The sequence below is a fragment of the Pseudomonas sp. PvP100 genome (assembly GCF_017833055.1).
Classification (GTDB): domain Bacteria; phylum Pseudomonadota; class Gammaproteobacteria; order Pseudomonadales; family Pseudomonadaceae; genus Aquipseudomonas; species Aquipseudomonas syringae.
In genome coordinates, this window is sequence record NZ_JAFIBO010000001.1 from 4,586,604 (window position 1) to 4,608,677 (window position 22,074).

Below are 22,074 nucleotides of genomic sequence, written 5' to 3' on the forward strand. Positions count from 1 at the left end.
ACTTATCAAATTGTTGTCAACAGAGTTATCCACAGGTTTGTGCATCATTCGGGATGCACGATGGATCAGGGACGATCTCATGCCATTGTTCGAAAATACCTCATCTTCGCCCGCAGAGCTGGAAGCGCGTTTGCGCATCCACCGCTTGCCCGAGATAGGGCCGAAACGCTTTTCCAGACTGATCGAAGCCTTCGGTTCGGCCTCGTCGGCGCTCAGTGCGCCGGCCAGCGCATGGCGTGCGCTGGGCATTCCTGGTGCCTGTGCCGAGGCGCGTCGTGATCCTTTAGTGCGTGATGGTGCCAGTGCCACACTGGCCTGGCTGGAGCGTCCGGCCCAGCATTTGCTGATGTGGGACGACCCTGGCTACCCCGCACTGCTGGCGCAGATCGCTGATCCACCGCCGCTGATCTTTATCGCCGGCGACCCTTCGATTCTTGAGCGTCCGCAGTTGGGTATGGTCGGCAGTCGTCGCGCCTCCCGGCCCGGGCTGGACACCGCCAGCGCTTTTGCGCGCAGCCTGGCGGCTGCCGGTTTTGTGATCACTAGTGGCTTGGCGCGGGGTATCGACGGCGCCGCGCATCAGGGCGCATTGGATGTCGGGGGGCTTACAATCGGCGTGCTCGGCACCGGGCTCGAAAAACTTTATCCACAGCAGCATCGCGCGCTCGCCGCGCAGATGGCGGCCCAGGGCGGCGCGGTGATTTCCGAGTTCCCGCTGGACGCCGAACCGCAGGCCAGCAACTTCCCGCGACGTAACCGAATCATCAGCGGCCTGTCGCTTGGCATACTGGTGGTCGAGGCCAGTGTCGCCAGCGGTTCGTTGATTACCGCGCGGCTGGCCGCCGAGCATGGACGGGAGGTGTATGCGATACCCGGCTCGATTCATCACCCTGGCGCCAGGGGCTGTCATCAGTTGATACGTGACGGTGCGACACTGGTCGAGACCGTCGAGCACATTCTTGAAGGCCTGCAGCACTGGAAACGTGTTGCGCCCAGCGTCGATCCCGTCACGCCGGCGAAGCCTGGCCCTTGCGATCATCCGCTGTTGGCGCTGCTGCACGCCGCACCGCACACCAGCGAGGGGCTGTCGGTGTCATGCGGCTGGCCGTTGCCCAAGGTATTGGCGGGCCTGACCGAGCTGGAACTGGATGGACGCATAAGCTGTGAAGCAGGACGATGGTTCGCCAGAGCGCCCTGAGGTTAAACTGCCCCCAGGATTCAGTGGAGAGACAAACAATGGTCAGCAGTTGGCGAGTGCAACAAGCCGCTCAGGATATTCGAGCCGGTGCGGTGATTGCCTACCCGACCGAGGCAGTCTGGGGGCTGGGGTGCGATCCGTGGGATGAAGAAGCGGTCTATCGTCTGCTGGCGATCAAGTCACGGCCGGTGGAAAAAGGCCTGATCCTGATTGCCGACAACATTCGCCAGTTCGACTTCCTGTTCGAAGACTTCCCTGAGCTGTGGCTTGACCGCATGGCCAGCACCTGGCCTGGGCCCAACACCTGGCTGGTACCGCATCAGAACCTGCTGCCCGAATGGATCACCGGTATTCACGAAACCGTGGCGCTGCGTGTTACCGATCACCCGACTGTGCGTGAACTGTGCGCACTGGTCGGTCCGTTGATCTCCACCTCCGCCAACCCGGCGGGTCGCCCGGCTGCGCGTTCGAGATTGCGCGTCGAGCAGTATTTCCGCGGGCAGATCGACGGGGTTCTCGGCGGCAGCCTGGGCGGCCGTCGGAACCCCAGCGTGATACGCGATATCGCGACCGCGCAGATCGTGCGCGCCGGCTGACGCTGACGCACACAGCGCGGGTTCAGTGGTAGACGATCAAGGGATCAGAATGGTCGAGCCAGTGGTACGCCGGGCCGACAGCTCGGTCTGCGCCTTGGCGGCGTCTTTCAGGGCGTACTGCTGAATGCCATCGACCTTGAGCTTGCCGCTGGCGAGCATGTCGAACAGCTCGTCAGCCATTGCCTGCAGGTTCTGCGCATTGTTGGCGTAAGAGCCCAGCGTCGGGCGGGTGACATACACCGAACCCTTTTGCGCCAGAATCCCGAGATTCACGCCCGAGACCGGCCCGGACGCATTGCCGAAGCTCACTACCAGCCCGCGTGGCGCCACGCAGTCGAGTGACGTCAGCCAGGTGTCTTGGCCCACCCCGTCGTAGACCACCGGGCATTTCTTGCCGTCGGTCAGTTCCAGCACGCGCCTGGCGACGTCTTCGTGACTGTAATCGATGGTTTCCCAGGCACCCAGCGCCTTGGCGTGCGCGGCCTTCTCCGGCGAACTGACCGTGCCGATCATTTTGGCGCCCAGCGCCTTGACCCATTGGCAGGCCAGCGAGCCCACGCCGCCCGCAGCGGCATGAAACAGAATGATCTCGCCCGGCTTCACCTGATACGTCTGACGCAGCAGATACTGCACCGTCAGGCCCTTGAGCATCAGGGCTGCGGCCTGCTCGAAACTGATCGAGTCAGCCAGCTTCACCAGATTCGCTTCAGGCAGCACGTGCACTTCGCTGTACGCCCCCAGCGGCCCGGTGCCGTAGGCGACACGATCACCAACCTTGAAGCGCGTCACCTCGGCCCCCACCGCCTCGACCACCCCCGCCCCTTCGGCACCGAGGCCGGAAGGCAGCGGCGTCGGATACAGCCCGCTGCGGTAATAGGTATCGATGAAATTCAGGCCGATGGCCTTGTTACGCACAACCACCGCCTGCGGCCCCGGAGCCTCCGGCTCGAAATCGACATATTCAAGAACCTCGGGTCCTCCGACAGCGCTGAACTGGATACGCTTTGCCATGTGCTCTCTCCTTGATGGTTAAAACAAGCTGCGAAAGCCCCCATCGGACTCCTTCCCCGGACCTTCGTCAACTGCCAGCCCGCGTCGCCGATGGTATGCTACGCGCCAATTTGCCTGCGCCTCTTTTGCTGCGGGGGCTCAGCCGTTTGACGTCAGCCGTAAGGGATCCTCATGAGTACCCGTACCGAGGCCGTAAAAGCCTACCTGCTCGACCTGCAAGACCGTATCTGCACTGCGCTTGAACAGGAAGATGGCAGCGCACACTTCATGGAAGATGCCTGGACGCGTCCGGCGGGCGGCGGTGGTCGCACGCGGGTGATCGAGAATGGCACGGTCATCGAGAAAGGCGGTGTTAACTTTTCCCATGTTTTCGGCAGCAATCTGCCGCCGTCTGCCAGCGCTCATCGGCCTGAACTGGCCGGGCGTGGTTTCGAGGCGCTGGGCGTTTCGCTGGTGATCCATCCGCATAACCCGCACGTGCCGACGTCCCACGCCAACGTGCGCTTCTTCATTGCCGATAAAGAAGGTGAAGAGGCCGTCTGGTGGTTCGGTGGCGGTTTCGACCTGACGCCCTATTACGGCGTCGAGGAAGACTGCGTGCACTGGCACCGGGTTGCCGAGCGCGCCTGTGCGCCCTTCGGTGACGATGTCTACCCGCGCTACAAGGCCTGGTGCGACAGTTACTTCCACCTCAAGCATCGCGATGAACCGCGCGGCATCGGTGGTCTGTTTTTCGATGACGTGAACCAGTGGGATTTCGACACCAGCTTCGCGTTCATCCGTGCCATCGGTGATGCGTTCATCAATGCCTATCTGCCGATCGTGCGGCGCCGCAAGGCGGCGGCGTACACCGTGCAGCAGCGTGAGTTTCAGGAATTCCGTCGCGGTCGCTACGTCGAGTTCAACCTGGTGTATGACCGCGGCACGTTGTTCGGTCTGCAATCGGGTGGGCGTACCGAATCGATCCTCATGTCGCTGCCGCCGCAAGTGCGCTGGGGTTACGACTGGAAGGCCGCGCCGGGCAGCGAAGAGGCGCGTCTGACTGATTACTTTCTGACCGATCGCGACTGGCTGGCGGATAACTGATGGACCAGTATGTCGTCTTCGGTAACCCTATTGGTCACAGCAAGTCGCCGTTGATTCATCGCCTGTTTGCCGAGCAAACCGGGCAGACGCTGGATTACCAAACCTCGCTGGCCCCGCTGGACGATTTCACCGCGTTCGCCCAGGCGTTTTTCCAGACAGGGCGTGGTGCCAACGTCACCGTACCGTTCAAGGAAGAAGCCTGGCGCCTGGCCGACAGCCTCACCCAACGTGCGCAGCGCGCCGGGGCAGTCAACACCCTGAGCAAGCTCGTCGACGGTACTCTGCTGGGTGATAACACTGACGGTGCGGGGCTGGTGCGCGACCTGACGGTCAATTGCGCACGCAGCTTGCGCGGTCAGCGCGTGTTGTTGCTGGGCGCGGGCGGTGCGGTGCGTGGCGCGCTGGAGCCGTTGCTTGCGCAACAGCCCGCTGCGTTGGTGATCGCCAATCGTACGGTCGAGAAAGCCGAGCGACTGGCGCAGGAGTTCGCCGACCTCGGGCCGGTATTCGCCAGCAGCTTCGACTGGCTTGAAGAGTCAGTGGACGTGATCATCAATGCCACCTCGGCCAGCTTGGCCGGAGAGCTGCCACCCATCTCCCCGAGCCTGATCCAGCCTGGTGCGACCTTTTGCTACGACATGATGTACAGCAAAGCGCCCACCGCCTTCTGCCGCTGGGCCACAGAACAGGGTGCGGCGCAGTCGGTTGATGGCCTGGGGATGCTGGTCGAGCAGGCCGCGGAAGCCTTCCTGCTGTGGCGCGGTGTGCGCCCGGATTCAGCGCCTGTATTGGCGGAGTTGCGCAGATTGCTGGCTGCGGGTTGATCGGCTATCTGCGGACTATCGTGCCAATGCTCCGAGTTATACACAAGTCCGCTTTTGATTTTGGCCGAAGGCCGTGGAAGCGAACCGGGCGACGCTTCGCTTGTTCGCGAAGGCGGTATTTCAGATGATGTATTTTCGGCGATTATACCTGCCCTTTCGCGAACAAGTTCGCTCCCACGCCCTCCGGGCAGAAGCCAAATCTATGGGCTTATCGGGACCTTTGTAGAACGCAGAGCATCGCGACGATGAGTTACAGCTCAATCCTCAAACAGAATCGGGCAGTTCTCCGGCCCTTCCAGCTTGTGCAATTCCTCGATCACCTGCGGTCTGGCATTGCGCAGAACCAGCACTCTGCCCTGCCGGCCCAGTCGTCTGGCTTCCTGATGAAGCATCTCCACGCCTGAGTAATCGATGAAGTTGATCTGCTGCGCATCGATCACCACTCGCACACCTTCGGTACGTTGCAGGCGGGTTTGCAGGTAGTGACTGGCGCCGAAGAAGATCGATCCGCCGACCCGCAGGACCTCCTCGTCGCCCTCGCGCCATTGCTGGACGCGCGGTTGCGAGGTGCGCTTGAGGTAGAAGAACAGCGAGGCCAGTACACCGGCGTAGATCGCGGTTTGCAGCTCCAGCAACAAGGTGGCCAGACAGGTCAGCGCCATCACGAAAAACTCGGCGCGGCTGACGCGGAACAGCGCACGAATGCCTCGACGATCCACCAGCCCCCAACAGATCAGCAGAATTGAGGCGGCCATGGCCGGGATCGGAATGTGCGATATCAACGAGGCGCCGGCGACCGCGAACAACGCCACCCACAACGCAGAAAACACTCCCGCCAACGGCGAGCGCGCACCTGCCTCGTAACTCAATGCCGCACGGGTAAAAGACCCGGCTGACAGGTAGCCGGAGAACAGCGAGCCGACCATGTTCGACAGCCCCTGGGCACGCACCTCCTGATTGGCATTGAGCATCTGCTGCGAACGAGCCGACAGCGAGCGGGCAATCGACAGGCTGTTGACCAGCCCGAGCATGCCCACCGCCACGGCGGTCGGCAGCAGCTTGAGGATCAGTTCGAGGTCCAGCGGCAACGGGCTGAAGGGCGGCAGATGGCCGACGAAGGCGCTGACCACACGGACATGGCCGAACATCGCTGGCCACAGCCACACCAGCAGGCTGCTCGATACCAGTGCGATCAATAGCGTCGGCCAGCGAGGCACCAGAAGCTTGAGTCCGATGCCCAATGCCAGGGTCAACAGACCGAGCATCAGCGAAGACAGATCCACTTCACGCCAATGCTCGAGCACGGCGGTCAGGCTTTTGAGGGCGGTGGTCTGACTCGGCAGATCGATGCCCAACAGATTGGGCATCTGCCCGAGCGCAATCACCACCGCAGCGCCCAGCGTGAAACCCAGCACCACCGAATGCGAAACGAAATTCACCAGCGCACCGAAGCGCATCATCCCCAGCAACAGCTGAAACACACCGGCGATGAAGGTCAGCAGCAGGATCAACATGATGTAGTCCTGACTGGCCGGCACGGCGAGCGGGCTGACACTGGCATACAGCACGATGGATATAGCCGCAGTCGGCCCACAGATCAGATGCCAGGACGATCCCCACAGACAGGCCACGAGGACTGGAACAATCGCAGCGTAGAGACCGTACTCAGGCGGCAGCCCGGCGATCAGTGCGTAAGCGATAGATTGCGGCAGCGCCAGAATGGCGCCACTCAGGCCCACCAGCGCATCACGCCCGACGCTGACGCGATTCTGCTGCGGCAGCCAAGCGAGAAAGGGTAGAAATTTATGGCGATTGAGCCAGCGCATCGGTCCCTCATGTTGGATGGGTCACTGCATCACTACGTCAGACCGTTTCTGCCCGGAGCCGTGAGCGAACGCTAGTTCATGGCGTAGCATTTCGAGGTGGCGACGTTTGTGTCTGACCCGGTTCCAGCGCCTCTGAGCATGCAGATAACATAGTGTTTCTTGTTCTTGAGGGTCACTACCGGACCAATGTCTGCCACGTACGAAGAAACGACCGTTGCTCCTGCATTGAGCATCTCTTCCATAGAGACATTGACGGCCTCCAGCTTGGTCGGATATTCCAGAGCGTTTCCAGGCACTTTGGCGCTGGTTTCTGGTGGCCAGCTACCCGCAGAGGCAAAGGATGCGCTCAGAATCAGGGCCTGCGAGAGGGGTATAAGTGACTTTTTCATACTGTTCTCCAGAGTTAGCGGACAGGCCTCACGGCAGTCTAGTGGTTTGTCCCCTTTCGTTGGTTCCTTATTGCTATTCCAGAATGACGCTTCGGAGCGCTAATATTGCTGAAAAGCTGGCGCAGTGGAAACTCCTGACGCCGGGTCACTACTTAGTGTCGAGGCCTACAACTTCGCCTTCACCGTCGCCAGACCGTCCTTGCCATCAGCGGTCTGTACGCCCTCCAGCCACTTTTCCAGCACCGCCGGGTTGGCCTTGATCCAGGCTTTGGCGGCTGCGCTATTGCTGACCTTCTTGTTGACCACCTCGGCCATGATGCTGTTTTCCATGTCCAGGGTGAAGCTCAGATTGGTCAGCAGCTTGCCGACGTTCGGGCAGGCTTGAGCATAACCCTTGCGGGTCAGGGTGAAGACCGAGCCGGTGTCGCCGAAATATTTCTCGCCGCCCTTGAGGTAGTGCATGCCCTTGATCTGCACGTTCATCGGGTGCGGCGTCCAGCCGAGGAACACCACAAAGGCCTTTTTCTTCACGTTGCGATTGACCTCGGCCAGCATCGCGGTCTCGCTGGATTCCACCAGCTTCCATTTGCCCAGATCGAATTCGTTCTTCTTGATGATCTCCTGCAACGACAGGTTGGCAGGTGCGCCGGAACCGATGCCGTAGATCTTCTTGTCGAACTTGTCAGCGAACTTGTTCAGGTCGGCAAAGTTATGCACACCGGCATCCCAGACGTAATCCGGCACGGCCAGGGTGAATTCGGTGCCCTCAAGGTTTTTCGCCAGTTGCGTCACATCACCGGTGGCCACGAACTTGTCGTAAAAGCCCTGCTGCGCCGGCATCCAGTTACCCAGAAACACATCGAGCTTGCCGTCTTTCAAACCGCCATAGGCAATCGGCACGGCCAGGGTATCGACCTTGGGCGTGTAGCCCAGGCCCTCGAGTACCACGCTGGTAATCGCGTTGGTGGCCGCAATGTCACTCCAGCCGGGATCGGCCATCTTCACGGTACTGCAACTGGCGTCCTCTGCCTGCGCTGCAAGGCTGCCGAGGGTCATGACCGCGACCGCAACGGCTGTGGATAACTTCTTCATTGATGTACCCCTTTGGTTTTTTTGGTGTGGGCAGGGTCAAGGTTGCGGAAAACGTGCCTTGCGCTCCAGATCGTCCAGATCAATGTGGTTGCGCATGTACTGCTGACTGGCGTCGACCAGTGGCTGGTGATCCCAACTCTTCAGCTTGCCGGTTGCCAGCGATTTGGCGACGAAGCGCCTTCTGCGCTGGCTGGCGAGCACCTGTTGGTGTATCGCCGGTATGTCCCACTTGGCCCGAGCTTCGGCCAGGAAGTCAGTGAACAGCTTTTCATGGGCGGGTGACTGGCTCAGGTCCTTCTGCTCTTTCGGGTCCTTCTTCACATCGAACAGCAGGCACGGGTCCTGTTCCGAATAGATGAATTTGTACGCGCCACGACGGATCATCATCAGCGGGCTGGTGGTGCCTTCGGCCATGTACTCGCCGAAGACCTCATCGTGTCCGCCCTTGCGTTTCAAATGCGGCATCAGCGAGCGTCCGTCCAATGGCAAACCGGCGTCCAGTTTGCCTTTGGCCATTTCCACGAAGGTCGGCAGCAAGTCGGCAGTCGACACCGACGCACTGACCCTTCCCGGTTTGAACTGGCCCGGCGCGTACACCACCAGCGGTACGCGCGCGGCCATTTCGAACCAGTGCATTTTGTACCAGAGACCCTTTTCGCCCAGCATGTCGCCGTGATCGCCGGAGAACACCACGATGGTGTCTTCCGCCAACCCGACTTCATCGAGCGTCTGCATCAGCTTGCCGACGTTGAGGTCAATGTAGCTGCACGCACCGAAGTAGGCGCGGCGAGCATCACGAATCTTGTCGGTCGGCATGGGCTTGTCCCACAGGTCATAGACCTTGAGCAGCCGTTGCGAATGCGGGTCCAGCGCGGCCTGATTGGCGTGCGGCGTGGGCATCGGTATTTCGTCGTCGGCGTACAGGTCCCAGAACGGCAGAGGGATGGTGTACGGGTCATGAGGGTGAGTCATGGAAACGGTCAGGCAGAACGGCGCATCCCCGTCCTGGCGCACATGGTCATAAAGGTATTGCTGGGACTTGAACAGCACCTCTTCATCGAAGTCCAGCTGGTTGGTGCGAATGCACGGACCGGCCTGCAACACAGAAGACATGTTGTGATACCAGCTTGGCCGCACGTCCGGCTCGTCCCAGTTAACCGACCAGCCGTAATCGGCCGGGTAGATGTCACTGGTCAGGCGTTCTTCGTAGCCGTGCAGTTGATCCGGTCCGCAGAAATGCATCTTGCCTGCCAGGGCGGTCTTGTAACCCAGCGCACGCAGGTAGTGGGCATAAGTCGGAATATCGGCCGGGAAGTCGGCCGCGTTGTCGTACGCACCGATCCTGCTCGGCAACTGGCCGCTGACCAGGGTAAAGCGCGACGGTGCGCATAGCGGGCTGTTGCAATACGCCGAGTCGAACACTACGCCGTTGGCAGCCATGCGGCTCAGGTTCGGCATCAGAATCGGGGACCGGGCGTAAAACGGCAACATTGGCGCGGCCATTTGATCGGCCATGATGAACAGAATATTTTTGCGCTTCATGTAATCGCTGCGTCCCATTGTGAAAAGTTATGCGAAAGTGCCGGGTATGAGAATGGAGTCCATACGTTTCAGGGTAAAGCCCATACACAGCAATGCCTAGGATAAGCTCAGCTAATGTTTGAATCTTTCGGCGATGTGTCACTCGACCTGCTGCGTGCCTTTGAGGTCGCGGCGCGCTTGCGCAGCTTCACGGCGGCAGCCCTCGAACTGGGCACGACACAGCCCGCTGTCAGCCAGCAGATCAAGCGCCTCGAAGAGCAACTCGCTACACGGCTGTTCGACCGCATCTACCGTGGCATCGAATTGACCGACGCCGGTGAAGTGCTGTTCAGCCATGTGCAGGCCGGACTGCAATCCATCGACAGCGGATTGATAGCGATCACCGAACACCATCAGCACGAAGTGCTTCAAGTGGCGACCGACTTCGCCTTCGCCGCCTACTGGCTGATGCCACGCTTGCACCGTTTCCACAAGGTTAACCCGGACGTGGACGTCAGCCTGGTCACCAGCGAGCGTACCCACAGCATGTTACGTGCTGATATCGACGTTGCCGTGCTGTTCGGTGACGGCCGCTTCAAACAGGGCGAAAGCCACTGGCTGTTCAGCGAAGAGGTCTTCCCGGTGTGCAGCCCGCAATTGGTCGCCGGTCGCCAGACGCCGCTGCCCAACGACGCGCTGCGCGACTTCCCACTCCTGCATCTGCGTGGCGAAAGCATCAACCACTGGTTTGACTGGGCGGGTGTATTCCGCGCCCTGGACATCCCCCAGGCCCCCGCGCCCGGCCAGTTGCGCTTCGACAACTACACCCTGCTGATCCAGGCGGCCATCGGCGGACAAGGCATCGCCATCGGCTGGCGTCACCTGGTCGACGACCTTCTCGACCAAGGCCTGCTCTGCCGCCCTATCGCCGGCGCGGCGATTTCCGGCCAGGGCTATTACGTGGTCCTGCCCCAGCGCAAACGCCGCGTGCAGATCGTTCAGCAGTTCGTGGACTGGCTGGCCAGCGAGCAGGCGTTGAGCGGGGTTTCGCTGGCGGGTAGGCCATTGCCGTCGATTGCGGTGTAATATTGCCGCGCTGAAAAGTGACCAATCGGTCCATCACCGCGCGCACATCAACAAAATGGTCACGCATACGCTTCAACCTCATGAGCTGCCTGCCATGGGCGATTGAACCGAATGCTGAAAGACCAGAACAGAGGATCATCAGAAATGCCGGATCTACTCATCGACGGTAAGACACTTCACTATTCCGACCAGGGCACGGGCCCGGTGGTATTGCTCGGTCACAGCTATCTCTGGGACAAGGCGATGTGGAGTGCGCAGATTGATACCCTGGCCAGCCAGTATCGGGTGATCGTGCCGGATCTGTGGGGTCATGGCGATTCCAGCGGGTTTCCTGAGGGCACTCGCAATCTCGATGACCTGGCGCGGCATGCGCTGGCGCTGCTGGATCATTTGAATATCGAGCGTTGCAGCATCGTCGGGCTGTCGGTCGGCGGTATGTGGGGCGCAATCGCTGCACTGCTCGCGCCAGAGCGCATCACCGGGCTGGTGCTGATGGACACCTATCTGGGCAAAGAGACCGAGGCCAAGAAAGCCTACTATTTCTCGTTGCTCGACAAGCTGGAAGAAGTCGGGAGCTTTCCTGAGCCGCTGCTGGATATCGTTGTACCGATCTTCTTCCGTCCTGGGATTGATCCGCAGTCGCCTGTGTACACGTCGTTTCGTGCAGCGCTTGCTGGCATGAATGCCGAGCAGTTGCGTCAGTCCGTGGTACCGCTGGGAAGAATGATTTTCGGTCGTGATGACCGGCTCGGGTTGATCGAACAGCTGAATGCCGACACCACGCTGGTGATGTGTGGTGATGCAGATATTCCGCGCCCGCCTGAGGAAACGCATGAGATGGCGAACCTGATCGGCTGCCCTTACGTGCTGGTGCCTGAGGCGGGGCATATCGCCAATCTGGAAAATCCGGCGTTCGTATCGGGTGCGCTGATGACGTTCCTGGCGCGGGTTAACCAGAAGCAGGGTTGAGCTGAGCCGCGCCTTCAGGGACGGATGCAGACCCTGAAGGCGCTACCACGCTGTAGTGCTCACTTTTATACACAGAACCGGGAATGCAGCGCTTTCAGGCTTCTGCCCGAAGGGCGTGGGAGCGAACTTGTTCGCGAAGACGGTATTTCAGACGATGCATTTTCGGCGATTATACTGGCCCTTTCGCGAACAAGCGAAGCGTCGCCCGGTTCGCTTCCACGGCCTTCGGCCAGAATCAAAAGCGGACTTGTGTATAACGATGAGGAATGCCTTGCGTGACGCTCCGTGTCACACGTTTGCGCGTCGCCGCGCATTCAAGGACGTCAGCACCCCATCAATTCAACACGCCATCCAGAATCGCGTACACAATCCCCGAACCCACGGCGATCAGCACGACGTCGGTGCCCAGGCGGCGCCATTCGTAGCCGTCATACTGTGGCAGGTAGTGCAGCGAGCGGCTGTCCAGGCGCTTGCCGTAACCGGGTGGCAACGGACGGCCCTTGGCGATGTGTACGCCCGGCGGCAGTGGCTGGCCCCGGCCGATGACGTCGCGGTGTTGCTGGAAGGTCTCGCGTACCGGGCCGAAATCCTGCGGTGGGCGGTTGCCGCCGCGGTTGTCCTGATGCGCCTGTCTGCCTGGTTGGCTGGCCGGGCCTTTGTCGAGACCCCTGCCATTGTCATTGCCCGGTCCACGGTCATTGCCGCGCTGGTTAGGCCCGCCGTCGTTCGGCGGTCCTGGCTGTTGGGCACCACGGTTATCGTCCGGGCCATTACCGCGCTGATCAGGTGGTGCAGCTTGCAGCAGCGGACTGGCGCTGATCATCAAGATACCCAGTCCGGTGATAAAACGGTTTGGCAGTTTCATGGTGCTTCCTCGGCTTCACGCGATGCAGCAAAAAGGGGTTCATGACGTTGGTCATGAACCCCTTATGTCTTGCTACATAGAGCCGCCGCTCAGGCTTTGATTCCTCTGTATCAGAAACTTTACCCTCAGCGACGAGCGCTACGTACGCCCTCGGCCAGTGCCGCGCACAGCGTCAGTACGCCGTCGATTGCGTGCTCCGGCGACTCGGCGCTGGCGATCTTGTCGACGAAGGCCGAGCCCACGACCACGCCGTCAGCCAGACGCGCAATCGCCGCGGCCTGCTCGGGTGTGCGGATACCGAAACCGACGCTGATCGGCAGATCGGTGTGGCGGCGCAAGCGAGCGATGGCCTCAGTGACGTGCTCGTTGGTGGCCGAGCCAGCACCGGTCACACCGGCAACCGACACGTAGTAGACGAACCCGGAGCTGCGCTCCAGCACACGCGGCAGACGCGCATCGTCAGTGGTCGGTGTGGTCAGACGGATGAAGTCGATGCCGGACGCCTGTGCAGGTGTCGCCAGCTCGGCGTCGTGCTCGGGTGGAAGGTCAACGATGATGAGACCGTCAACGCCTGCTTCTTTTGCCTGCGCCACGAAGGCTTCGACGCCAAAGCGGTGGATAGGGTTGTAGTAACCCATCAGCACAATCGGCGTAGTCTGATCGTCGACACGGAACTCGCTGACCATCTGCAGAGTTTTCTGCAAGGTCTGGCCAGCGTCCAGAGCACGCAGGGTCGCCAGCTGAATCGCCACACCGTCGGCCATCGGATCGGTGAACGGCATGCCTAGCTCGATCACGTCAGCACCCGCAGCAGGCAGGCCTTTCAGGACTTTAAGCGACGTGTCGTAGCCAGGGTCACCGGCGGTGATGAAGGTGACCAGCGCCGCACGACCTTCAGTTTTAAGCTGGGCGAAACGATGTTCTAGACGGCTCATACCAGCTGCTCCTGTGTGTGTTCGGCGGCGGCCATGTGGTTCATGACGGTTTGCATGTCTTTGTCACCGCGCCCGGACAGGCACACGACCATCAGGTGGTCGTCGCGCAGGTTGGTCGCGCGCTTCATGGCCTCGGCCAGGGCGTGAGCGGTTTCCAGCGCCGGGATGATGCCTTCGAGCAGGCAGCACTGATGGAAAGCGTCCAGCGCTTCATCATCGGTGATGCTGACATACTCGACGCGCTTCACTTCGTGCAGGAATGCGTGTTCCGGGCCGATGCCTGGATAGTCCAGACCGGCAGAGATCGAGTGCGCATCGGTGATCTGACCGTCGCCATCCTGCAGCAGGTAGGTACGATTGCCGTGCAGCACGCCCGGTACGCCGCCGTTCAGGCTGGCCGCGTGCTTGTCGGTGCTGACGCCATGACCGCCCGCTTCAACACCGATGATTTCCACGCTGGCGTCATCCAGGAACGGATGGAACAGGCCCATGGCGTTGGAACCGCCACCGACACAGGCGACCAGGCTGTCCGGCAGACGACCTTCCTTCTCCAGCATCTGCTCTTTGGTTTCCTTGCCGATGATGGCCTGGAAATCACGGACCATCGCCGGGTAAGGGTGCGGTCCTGCAACGGTGCCGATCAGGTAGAAGGTGTCTTCAACGTTGGTCACCCAGTCACGCAGCGCTTCGTTCATCGCATCTTTCAGGGTGCCGGTGCCGGAAGTGACCGGAACGATTTCAGCGCCCAGCAGCCTCATGCGGAACACGTTGGCCTGCTGACGCTCGATGTCGGTAGCACCCATGTAGATCACACAAGGCAGGCCGAAACGTGCAGCAACCGTAGCAGTGGCAACGCCGTGCATGCCGGCGCCAGTTTCGGCGATCAGGCGTTTTTTGCCCATGCGCTTGGCCAGCAGCACCTGGCCGATGCAGTTGTTGATCTTGTGCGCGCCGGTGTGATTGAGCTCTTCGCGCTTGAAGTAGATCTTCGCGCCGCCGCAGAACTCGGTCAGGCGTTCAGCGAAGTACAGCGGGTTCGGGCGGCCCACGTAATCGCGCTGAAAGTAGGCCATTTCTTTGATGAATTCCGGGTCTACCTTGGCCGCTTCGTACTCGCGGTTGAGGTCGAGCACCAGCGGCATCAGGGTTTCAGCCACGTAGCGGCCGCCGAATGAGCCGAACAGGCCGTTGGCGTCGGGGCCGCTGCGGAAATTGGTCTGGGTCATGAAGTGCTCCAGTTGCAGTATTGGGCGAATAGGTTGAGCCGTATTGGCAATGGGTCCACTTTAACCAGCGCAAGGCCGGATGAAAACCGATAAGATCGCCGTAACCTGTCAGGAAAACTCACAGATTATGAGCCGCGACCTCCCTCCCCTCAATGCATTGCGCGCCTTTGAAAGCACTGCCCGGCTTGGCAGTGTCAGTCAGGCCGCTGAACAGTTGAACGTCACACATGGCGCTGTCAGTCGCCAATTGAAAGTCCTTGAAGAGCACCTGGGTGTAAGCCTGTTCAGCAAGGACGGACGAGGCTTGAAACTCACAGATGCAGGTATTCGTCTACGCGATGTCAGCGGCGACGCGTTCGACCGGTTGCGCGGTGTATGTGCAGAGCTGAGCAAGGGCAGCGCAGATGCGCCGTTCGTGCTGGGGTGCTCGGGCAGCCTGCTGGCGCGCTGGTTTATCCCACGCTTGAGCCGCCTGAACGCCGAACTGCCGGACCTGCGTCTGCACTTGTCGGCAGGCGAAGGTGATCTTGACCCGCGTCGGCCAGGGCTTGATGCCCTGTTGATCTTTGCCGAGCCGCCGTGGCCGGCAGACATGCAGGTATTCGAACTGGCAAGCGAGCGGATCGGACCGGTGTTGAGCCCACGCTTCGCGCGATTCGAGCGTCTGTGCGATGCACCTGTCGAGGCGTTGCTGGAAGAATCATTGCTGCAAACCACATCGCGTCCGCAGGCGTGGCCAAGCTGGGCGCAGCAGAACGGTATCGATCCGCAGTCATTGCGTTACGGGCAGGGTTTCGAGCATTTGTATTATTTGCTGGAGGCGGCCGTGGCGGGCCTTGGCATTGCAATTGCGCCGGAACCTCTGGTCATTGATGACCTGAAAGCCGGTCGCCTGGCTGCGCCTTGGGGATTCAGTGAAACCCCGGCGCAGCTGGCGCTTTGGGTACCCAGACGTGCCGTCGATGGACGGGCGCAGCAGCTTGCTCAGTGGTTGAAAAATGAGCTGAAGCGGTCCGGGGAACCGATCAGAAACTGATCAGTTACCGCGCTTGAACAGCATGTAGGCAGCGATCAGGCCGATGGCACCTACCGCAACGCCGGCGGTGGTCCAAGGATGTTCCTGAGCGTAGTCACGAGTTGCCAGTGCGTTTTCGCGGGTTTTCTCTTTGACGTCTTCGTAGACATCGCTGAGCAGGCTGCGCGAATGGCTCAGCGCGCTTTCAGCGTTGGCTTTCAGATTCTTCAGAGTCTTGCGCGACTCGTCGGTAGCATCGGCTTTCAGGCCCTCGAGGGACTTCAGGAGGCTCTCGATTTCAGCTTCCATACTCTGCAACGAGGCTTTGCGAAGTGACGTAGTAGCCATGGTGTTTCTCCTGCAATGATGAGTGAGCGTGTTGTTTCGGACTCCGGGCTTTTTGGAAAGTGCGATGGGATTTTTGCAAAGGTCTGAACTTTTGCGCGCCTTCTCCTGACAGAAGCAGGGAGCGCGCTCTATATCGCGTCTTTTTCAGACCTCAGGAGAACTGCCATGTCGGATCATCACACGTACAAGAAAGTTGAAATCGTAGGCTCTTCCACGACCACCATCGAAGACGCCATCAACAATGCCCTGGCCGAAGCCAGCAAAAGCCTCGACCTGATGGAATGGTTCGAAGTGACTGAAACCCGCGGCCATATCGAAAACGGCAAAGTCGCGCACTTCCAGGTGACATTGAAAGTGGGCTTCCGCATCACCAACAGTTGAGGGTGATCTGAACCTTTCGGCTGGCCGATTGCCATAACTTGCGCTACACGCAGATGTGGCCACGCGTTCGCTGTGTGAGCGTGGGGATTTCAATGGGCGCCTGTTCCGATGGCGTCTTCATTTGGCCGGACGAGAGGGATTACCCATGAAGAAGTTTTTGTTGGCCGTAGGCTTGCTGAGCATTGCAGGCACTGCCCTCGCGGCAGGCAAGCCATGTGAAGAGTTGAAAAGTGAACTCGATGCCAGACTCCAGGCGAAGGGCGTAACGTCCTACACGCTGGAAGTGGTCGAGAAAGGCAGCGCGGCCGACAAGCAAGTCGTCGGCACCTGCGAAGGTGGTACCAAGGAAATCGTTTACCAGCGCGGTTGATTGCCAACCGGGCCCGGCTCAGGCCGGGTTGCCCGGTTAATCCCGTTTGCAGGTTTCACGAACAGAATCGCCCCGGGCTGTCATCCAGTCCGGGGCGATTCCGTTTGTGGCTGCTTTTCCCGATTCGGAAAAGCGCTTAGCCATGTGCGACCTGCGCGAGGATCTCGTAGGACCGCAGTCGATCCTCATGCTCGTACATGTCGCAGGTGAAGATCAACTCATCGGCATCGGTCTGCTCGAGCAGTACGTCCAGCTTGGCGCGAATCTTGTCCGGGCCACCCACCATCGCCAGCCCGAGGAAGCTTGCTACGGCCTCACGCTCGTGTGGCAGCCACAGACCGTCCATCGATTCGACAGGCGGACGCTGCATCAGGCTGTGTCCACGCATCAGCGCCAGAATGCGCTGATAGACCGAGGTCGCCAGGTATTCGGCATGCTCGTCCGTGTCGGCTGCCGACAGGGGCACGCCGAGCATTACGTAAGGATTGTCGAGCACTTCCGATGGCTGGAAGTGATTGCGATACACGCGAATCGCCTCGTGCATGTAACGCGGCGCAAAGTGCGAGGCGAAGGCATACGGCAAGCCGCGCATGCCTGCCAGCTGGGCGCTGAACAGGCTCGAGCCGAGCAGCCAGATCGGCACGTTGGTGTTTGAACCGGGTACGGCGATCACTTTTTGATCAGGCGTGCGCGGGCCCAAATATTCCATCAGCTCGGTGACATCATCCGGAAAGTCATCGGCACTGCCGGAGCGCTCGCGGCGCAAGGCACGCGCAGTCATCTGGTCAGAGCCCGGTGCGCGGCCCAGCCCCAGGTCGATGCGGCCGGGATACAGGCTGGCCAGGGTGCCGAACTGCTCGGCAATCACCAGCGGCGCGTGGTTGGGCAGCATGATCCCGCCCGACCCGACACGAATGGTCGACGTGCCGCCTGCAAGGTAGGCGAGCAGCACCGCAGTCGCTGAACTAGCGATGCCGTCCATGTTGTGGTGTTCGGCCACCCAGAAGCGGTTGTAACCGAGCTTTTCGACATGCTGGGCGAGGTTCAGCGAGTTGCGCAGCGATTCGGCGGGCCCTTTGTCGTGGCGCACCGGCACCAGATCAAGGGTGGAAATTTTTACATCTGCCAGACGTTTCATAGGCCGGGGTAGCTCCTCGAATTGTGATGGGCCGGCTGCTGGAGCTGCCCACGATGAAACAGCAGTGCGGGCGCAAGTCCGGCTTTTCAATGGGGCAGTGTAGAAAAACCTACTGAAATGGTAGGTCTTTCCGACGGTTGAACTTTCCAGAGCCGTCTATCCTCAGAATGCTGTAACAGCAACGATCCAAATTCATTCCAAAAGGAGCCACTATGAGCATCGTCAAGAAAGCATCCGCCCACTGGGAAGGTGATCTGAAAAGCGGTATCGGCAGCATCTCCACGGAAACCGGCGTGTTGCGCGAAGCACCTTACGGCTTCAAGGCACGTTTTGAAGGCGGCAAAGGCACCAACCCGGAAGAACTGATCGGTGCAGCCCACGCAGGCTGTTTCTCGATGGCACTGTCCATGATTCTGGGCGGTGCAGGCCTGACTGCTGAAAGCATCGATACTCAGGCTGAGGTGTCGCTGGATCAGGTAGAAGGCGGTTTCGCGATCAGCGCTGTGCATTTGACCCTCAAGGCCAAAGTGCCAGGCGCGACCCAAGAGAAGTTCGACGAGTTGACCAAGCAGGCCAAAGAAGGCTGCCCGGTTTCCAAGGTACTGAACGCCAAGATCACCCTGGATGCGACATTGCTGAGCTGATTCACAGCCAGCCTTGCAGGGGCGCCTTGTGCGCTCCTGTATCTGCTGTATAAAGCTGGCTTGCTTCATCGGTCATGCGTTGGTTGACGCATGGTTTGATTATGATCAGGAGTCGAGCATGAAACGTTTTATTCTGGCAGCGACCTGCACCCTGCTGGCAACCAGTGCCCTGGCGGCACCGAAATCCTGCGAAGAACTCAAGGCTGAAATCGAAGCCAAGATCCAGGCCAACAACGTCACGTCCTATACGCTGGAAATCGTGAGCAACGAAGAAGCCACCGATCCAAGCATGATCGTCGGCAGCTGCGACAACGGTACGAAAAAGATCATCTATCAGCTCAACGGACGCTGATCAGATGCAGTGCACCCCGCCCTCTTCTTCCTCCTCGGCCACCACCTTGCGCTCTGCATCGTAAAGCCAGGCATCGACACTGTTCGCCAGTGAGCGTACCTCCAGCACATAGCGCTGCCCGGCAGCGAAGTGGTCGTAACGAACACTGACGTAACAGGTGATCTCGGTGTACTCGTCGCCGATCATCCCCATGCCGCCCGAGCGGTACTCATAGTCATAACGCACCTGCAACTCATGGCTGCCCGGCGTGACTTGAAAGTAGCGCCCGTCATACGTGTTCTTGCCATCGAGCTTGTCGCCCATGATCAACTGGCCGGTGATGGTGCGCATGTCGACCCACGCCATGTCCGGATTGACGGCGGGCAAGGGACCGGCGCATCCGGCGAGGGTGGCTAGAGTGAATGCGGTTATCAGTATCAGAAGACGGTTTGGCACCGAGGTGTACCTCTGTTTAAAAAGGTTTAGTGGCAACCGTTGAGATGACCTGCTGTTGGCCATTCATCCAGTCTGCAGAAACTGCGCAGCGTGTTTCGGTCAAGCGTTGGATAACGGCAAAATCGCTTCTCAGGTTTCGTGAAAAGATTGGCTCATGATGAGCAATTCGATTTCGAAGCAATCGGATTTGTTCGAGATCAGCCGCGATCTTTGCTCGGTGGGCAGATACAGTGAAGCACTTTTCGAGGTTTGGAAAAAAGCGGTACAGATAAGGGGCCCAGATACGGCCTTCAAATCGTTTTGTGAACATTTTTTCCCAAAAGACGAATTTCAACTCCGCGATGACGGCGCCGGTTGTGCCACATTTCTGTCGGGCTCTTGCAAGCTCTTGTTTTGGCTTGAAAACCGGACCTGTAACATTGGGCAAGCTCTGCTCGAAGCCGGGACTCCAAGGCCACTCGGGGCCGTAAACCGAAGCGATTGCGTCTGCAACACCGTTACGAACAATCACCTCGCACAGGTGTAGAGGCGTAAGGAACGCTGCAGAGACGAGGGCGTTCCAGGCATACAAGGTGAGGGCCTCATCAAGACCTCGGCCCACAGCGCGCGCTGCGTTTTCATACGTCGAAATCCGGGCAGAGGAAATGGATAATCTGATTGCCTTTGCGACCTCTAAGGCTGACATTGACGACAACTGCAAATCTCCCTATAGTCTTTCCACTTGCCGAGGGCCTAGCTGGCTTATGCCTCCCCCCACGGACAGATGATATAGCAATACCTAAAGCCCACCTGCACGGTGGGTTTTCTGTTTGTGTCTGATGAAAATAGCTTTTTACACGGGCGCACAGCTTGGTACGTTCCAGCTCGTCCGTGGTTTGAGTCTCCATACCCTTCAATCCTCGTAACAGTTGCACATCCCCACTCCCCTCCTGCATAACATCACCGTACCCAAGCCACCAAAGTCCTTCCCTTTATGGCCACACACCCTCTACCACGCCATCGACACCTGCTAGCGCTGACGGCCGTCACGCTGCTTGCCGGCTGCTCCAGCGTTTCCTATTACGGCCAGTTGGCTCAAGGGCAGTGGCGGTTGCTGCAGGCACGCGAGCCGGTAGAGAAGATCGTGGCTGACCCGACTCGGGATGCGGGTTTGCGCGAGCATCTGGCCCGGTCGCAGTTGGCGCGCACGTTTGCCAGTGAGCATTTGCATCTGCCGGACAACAAGAGTTACCGCCTGTATGCGGACCTGGGCCGCCCTTATGTGGTGTGGAATGTGTTCGCGACGGATGAGTTCTCGCTGGAGCCGGTCACGCATTGTTTTCCGATTGCAGGGTGTGTCGCGTATCGCGGTTATTACAGCCCTGGCGGGGCGCGTGGTGAGGCGGCGTTGCAGCGCCAGGCGGGCAAGGATGTGTATTTGAGTGGCGTGGAAGCCTATTCGACGCTGGGTTGGTTCAATGATCCGATTCTCAGTTCGATGATGGGCTGGGGTGACGAGCGTCTGGCCACGCTGATTTTTCATGAGTTGGCGCATCAGCGTTTTTATGTGAAGGACGACACCGAGTTCAACGAGTCCTACGCCAGTTTCGTCGAGCAGGAAGGTACGCGGCAATGGCGTGCGGCGCGGGGATTACCGCCGGAGAGTGTTTCGCAGTCGGCGCGGCGTGATCAGTTTACCCGGTTGGTGCTCGACACCCGGGAGCGACTCAAGGCGCTTTATCGTCAACCCCTGTCGGCCGAAGTGATGCGCGCGCGCAAGGCTGAAGCATTCGAGCGGATGCGTCGTGATTACCGCACGTTGCGGGATGAGCAGTGGGCTGGCGACAAGCGTTTCGATGCCTGGATCAACAGCCCGATGAACAACGCCAAACTGCTGCCTTTTGGTCTTTACGATCAATGGGTGCCAGCGTTCGAGACGTTGTTCAGGCAGGTGAATGGCGACTGGCAGGCGTTTTATCACGCTGTGGAGAAGTTGGGCGCGATGCCGGTCGAGGCGCGCAAGGCGGCGCTGCGGGCGTTGATGCCTTGAAGCTCCTGTGGGAGCGAGCTTGCTCGCGAAGAGGTCGGTACAGCGCCCACACAAAGGGCGTTTGAACCGCGGTCTTCGCGAACAAGCGAAGCGTCGCCCCGGCTCGCGCCTACGGCCTTCGGCCAGAATTGAAGGCCGACTGAGTGCAGAGCGCAGTATTAATAGCGGGCCTCAACCCTTATCAAACCCCTCAGCCAGGTGCTGATCCTTGAGCTTCACGTAATTAGTCGCGCTGTACGGGAAAAAGGCGATTTCCTTTTCGGTGAGTGCGCGCACCTGTTTGACCGGGCGACCGACGTACAAAAAGCCGCTTTCCAGCACTTTGCCCGGCGGCACCAGGCTGCCTGCGCCGATGATCACCTCGTCTTCGACAACCGCGCCATCCATGATGGTGGTGCCCATGCCGACCAGAATGCGGTTGCCGATTGTGCAGCCGTGCAGCATGGCCTTGTGGCCGATGGTCACTTCATCGCCGATCAGCAGTGGAAAACCGTCCGGGTTGAAGGGGCCGGCGTGGGTGATGTGCAGCACGCTGCCGTCCTGCACGCTGGTGCGGGCGCCGATGCGGATGCGGTGCATGTCGCCGCGTACCACGGTCAGCGGCCAGACGGAGCTGTCGGCGCCGATTTCGACGTCACCGATAACCACCGCTGAATGATCGACAAAGGCCCGTTCGCCGAGGGCTGGGGTGTGCTCCTGAAACTTGCGAATGGCCACGATAGGCTCCTTCTTTGGCAG

Annotated in this window: 25 protein-coding genes; 12 read left to right on the top strand and 13 right to left on the bottom strand. The window is 59.9% G+C overall.

The features are described 5' to 3' along the window. Positions 1–79: 79 nt before the first annotated feature. A complete protein-coding gene (dprA, locus tag JOE39_RS19730; RefSeq protein ID WP_210078406.1) occupies positions 80–1,198 on the top strand; it encodes a DNA-processing protein DprA in 1,119 nt (372 codons plus the stop codon). Positions 1,199–1,236: 38 nt separating this feature from the next. Beyond that, positions 1,237–1,794 (top strand): L-threonylcarbamoyladenylate synthase, encoded by a 558-nt coding sequence (locus JOE39_RS19735; RefSeq protein WP_003340101.1) that lies wholly within the window; start codon positions 1,237–1,239, stop codon positions 1,792–1,794. Positions 1,795–1,830: 36 nt separating this feature from the next. On the opposite strand, the gene JOE39_RS19740 is transcribed toward JOE39_RS19735, so the two are convergent. Continuing rightward, positions 1,831–2,805: an NADPH:quinone reductase gene (locus tag JOE39_RS19740; protein WP_103689322.1), complete on the bottom strand. Its 975-nt coding sequence runs from the start codon at positions 2,803–2,805 to the stop codon at positions 1,831–1,833. A gap of 171 nt (positions 2,806–2,976) precedes the next feature. On the opposite strand from JOE39_RS19740, the gene hemF reads away from it, so the two are divergent. Both hemF and aroE read left to right on the top strand, forming a co-directional pair. Further along, positions 2,977–3,891 (top strand): oxygen-dependent coproporphyrinogen oxidase, encoded by a 915-nt coding sequence (gene hemF / locus JOE39_RS19745; RefSeq protein WP_210078404.1) that lies wholly within the window; start codon positions 2,977–2,979, stop codon positions 3,889–3,891. Further along, positions 3,891–4,715: a shikimate dehydrogenase gene (gene aroE, locus JOE39_RS19750; RefSeq protein ID WP_122336479.1), complete on the top strand. Its 825-nt coding sequence runs from the start codon at positions 3,891–3,893 to the stop codon at positions 4,713–4,715. Before hemF ends, aroE begins: the two co-directional genes overlap by 1 nt. Before the next feature lie 257 nt (positions 4,716–4,972). Here aroE and JOE39_RS19755 read toward each other — a convergent pair whose 3' ends face one another. The 4 genes from JOE39_RS19755 to betC form a co-directional block, all read right to left on the bottom strand. Beyond that, the gene (locus tag JOE39_RS19755) at positions 4,973–6,541 is read right to left on the bottom strand and encodes a SulP family inorganic anion transporter (RefSeq protein WP_198700092.1); all 1,569 of its coding nucleotides are present in this window, start codon (positions 6,539–6,541) and stop codon (positions 4,973–4,975) included. A 71-nt stretch (positions 6,542–6,612) separates the two neighbouring features. Next, positions 6,613–6,930 carry a hypothetical protein gene (locus tag JOE39_RS19760; protein WP_198705630.1) on the bottom strand — a complete coding sequence of 106 codons (318 nt, stop codon included), beginning with the start codon at positions 6,928–6,930 and terminating at the stop codon, positions 6,613–6,615. A gap of 165 nt (positions 6,931–7,095) precedes the next feature. Continuing rightward, a complete protein-coding gene (locus JOE39_RS19765; protein WP_198705629.1) occupies positions 7,096–8,022 on the bottom strand; it encodes a choline ABC transporter substrate-binding protein in 927 nt (308 codons plus the stop codon). Between the two features lie 36 nt (positions 8,023–8,058). Then, positions 8,059–9,564 carry a choline-sulfatase gene (gene betC, locus JOE39_RS19770; protein WP_024663968.1) on the bottom strand — a complete coding sequence of 502 codons (1,506 nt, stop codon included), beginning with the start codon at positions 9,562–9,564 and terminating at the stop codon, positions 8,059–8,061. Positions 9,565–9,678: 114 nt separating this feature from the next. On the opposite strand from betC, the gene JOE39_RS19775 reads away from it, so the two are divergent. After that, positions 9,679–10,629, top strand: a complete 951-nt coding sequence (locus JOE39_RS19775; protein ID WP_003421557.1) for a LysR family transcriptional regulator — start codon at positions 9,679–9,681, stop codon at positions 10,627–10,629. 144 nt (positions 10,630–10,773) lie between these two features. Further along, a complete protein-coding gene (locus tag JOE39_RS19780) occupies positions 10,774–11,598 on the top strand; it encodes an alpha/beta fold hydrolase (protein ID WP_210078401.1) in 825 nt (274 codons plus the stop codon). 334 nt (positions 11,599–11,932) lie between these two features. Here JOE39_RS19780 and JOE39_RS19785 read toward each other — a convergent pair whose 3' ends face one another. From JOE39_RS19785 to trpB, 3 genes are all read right to left on the bottom strand, one after another. After that, on the bottom strand, positions 11,933–12,463 hold the full coding sequence (locus tag JOE39_RS19785; RefSeq protein ID WP_210078399.1) for an anti-virulence regulator CigR family protein: 531 nt from the start codon (positions 12,461–12,463) through the stop codon (positions 11,933–11,935). 125 nt (positions 12,464–12,588) lie between these two features. Next, entirely contained in the window at positions 12,589–13,398 is an 810-nt protein-coding gene (gene trpA / locus JOE39_RS19790) for a tryptophan synthase subunit alpha (RefSeq protein WP_210078397.1), read from the bottom strand. Beyond that, positions 13,395–14,624: a tryptophan synthase subunit beta gene (trpB, locus tag JOE39_RS19795; RefSeq protein ID WP_003318458.1), complete on the bottom strand. Its 1,230-nt coding sequence runs from the start codon at positions 14,622–14,624 to the stop codon at positions 13,395–13,397. The genes trpA and trpB overlap by 4 nt, the downstream gene beginning before the upstream one ends. A gap of 79 nt (positions 14,625–14,703) precedes the next feature. On the opposite strand from trpB, the gene JOE39_RS19800 reads away from it, so the two are divergent. Beyond that, on the top strand, positions 14,704–15,660 hold the full coding sequence (locus tag JOE39_RS19800) for a LysR family transcriptional regulator (RefSeq protein ID WP_210078395.1): 957 nt from the start codon (positions 14,704–14,706) through the stop codon (positions 15,658–15,660). On the opposite strand, the gene JOE39_RS19805 is transcribed toward JOE39_RS19800, so the two are convergent. Then, positions 15,661–15,987, bottom strand: coding sequence for a DUF883 family protein (locus JOE39_RS19805; protein WP_003318456.1), 327 nt, complete (start codon positions 15,985–15,987; stop codon positions 15,661–15,663). A gap of 165 nt (positions 15,988–16,152) precedes the next feature. Between JOE39_RS19805 and JOE39_RS19810 the strand changes: the two genes are divergently transcribed. Next, on the top strand, positions 16,153–16,368 hold the full coding sequence (locus JOE39_RS19810) for a dodecin (RefSeq protein WP_003318455.1): 216 nt from the start codon (positions 16,153–16,155) through the stop codon (positions 16,366–16,368). Positions 16,369–16,513: 145 nt separating this feature from the next. Further along, positions 16,514–16,738 (top strand): DUF1161 domain-containing protein, encoded by a 225-nt coding sequence (locus JOE39_RS19815; RefSeq protein ID WP_003318454.1) that lies wholly within the window; start codon positions 16,514–16,516, stop codon positions 16,736–16,738. Positions 16,739–16,874: 136 nt separating this feature from the next. Here JOE39_RS19815 and JOE39_RS19820 read toward each other — a convergent pair whose 3' ends face one another. Continuing rightward, a complete protein-coding gene (locus JOE39_RS19820) occupies positions 16,875–17,876 on the bottom strand; it encodes an LLM class flavin-dependent oxidoreductase (RefSeq protein WP_024958972.1) in 1,002 nt (333 codons plus the stop codon). 212 nt (positions 17,877–18,088) lie between these two features. Here JOE39_RS19820 and JOE39_RS19825 point away from each other — a divergent pair, with 212 nt between their 5' ends. Together JOE39_RS19825 and JOE39_RS19830 are read left to right on the top strand one after the other, a co-directional pair. Further along, entirely contained in the window at positions 18,089–18,520 is a 432-nt protein-coding gene (locus tag JOE39_RS19825) for an OsmC family protein (RefSeq protein WP_003340074.1), read from the top strand. Between the two features lie 118 nt (positions 18,521–18,638). Next, positions 18,639–18,872: a DUF1161 domain-containing protein gene (locus JOE39_RS19830; protein ID WP_003318449.1), complete on the top strand. Its 234-nt coding sequence runs from the start codon at positions 18,639–18,641 to the stop codon at positions 18,870–18,872. On the opposite strand, the gene JOE39_RS19835 is transcribed toward JOE39_RS19830, so the two are convergent. Together JOE39_RS19835 and JOE39_RS19840 are read right to left on the bottom strand one after the other, a co-directional pair. Further along, positions 18,873–19,238, bottom strand: a complete 366-nt coding sequence (locus JOE39_RS19835) for a hypothetical protein (protein WP_004408777.1) — start codon at positions 19,236–19,238, stop codon at positions 18,873–18,875. Positions 19,239–19,323: 85 nt separating this feature from the next. Continuing rightward, positions 19,324–19,992, bottom strand: a complete 669-nt coding sequence (locus JOE39_RS19840) for a hypothetical protein (protein WP_004403484.1) — start codon at positions 19,990–19,992, stop codon at positions 19,324–19,326. 288 nt (positions 19,993–20,280) lie between these two features. Between JOE39_RS19840 and JOE39_RS19845 the strand changes: the two genes are divergently transcribed. Continuing rightward, complete coding sequence (locus JOE39_RS19845; RefSeq protein WP_210078394.1) at positions 20,281–21,336, top strand: aminopeptidase; 1,056 nt, start codon at positions 20,281–20,283, stop codon at positions 21,334–21,336. Between the two features lie 171 nt (positions 21,337–21,507). On the opposite strand, the gene JOE39_RS19850 is transcribed toward JOE39_RS19845, so the two are convergent. Beyond that, positions 21,508–22,053, bottom strand: a complete 546-nt coding sequence (locus JOE39_RS19850; RefSeq protein WP_003401536.1) for a gamma carbonic anhydrase family protein — start codon at positions 22,051–22,053, stop codon at positions 21,508–21,510. Between the last annotated feature and the right edge of the window lie 21 nt (positions 22,054–22,074).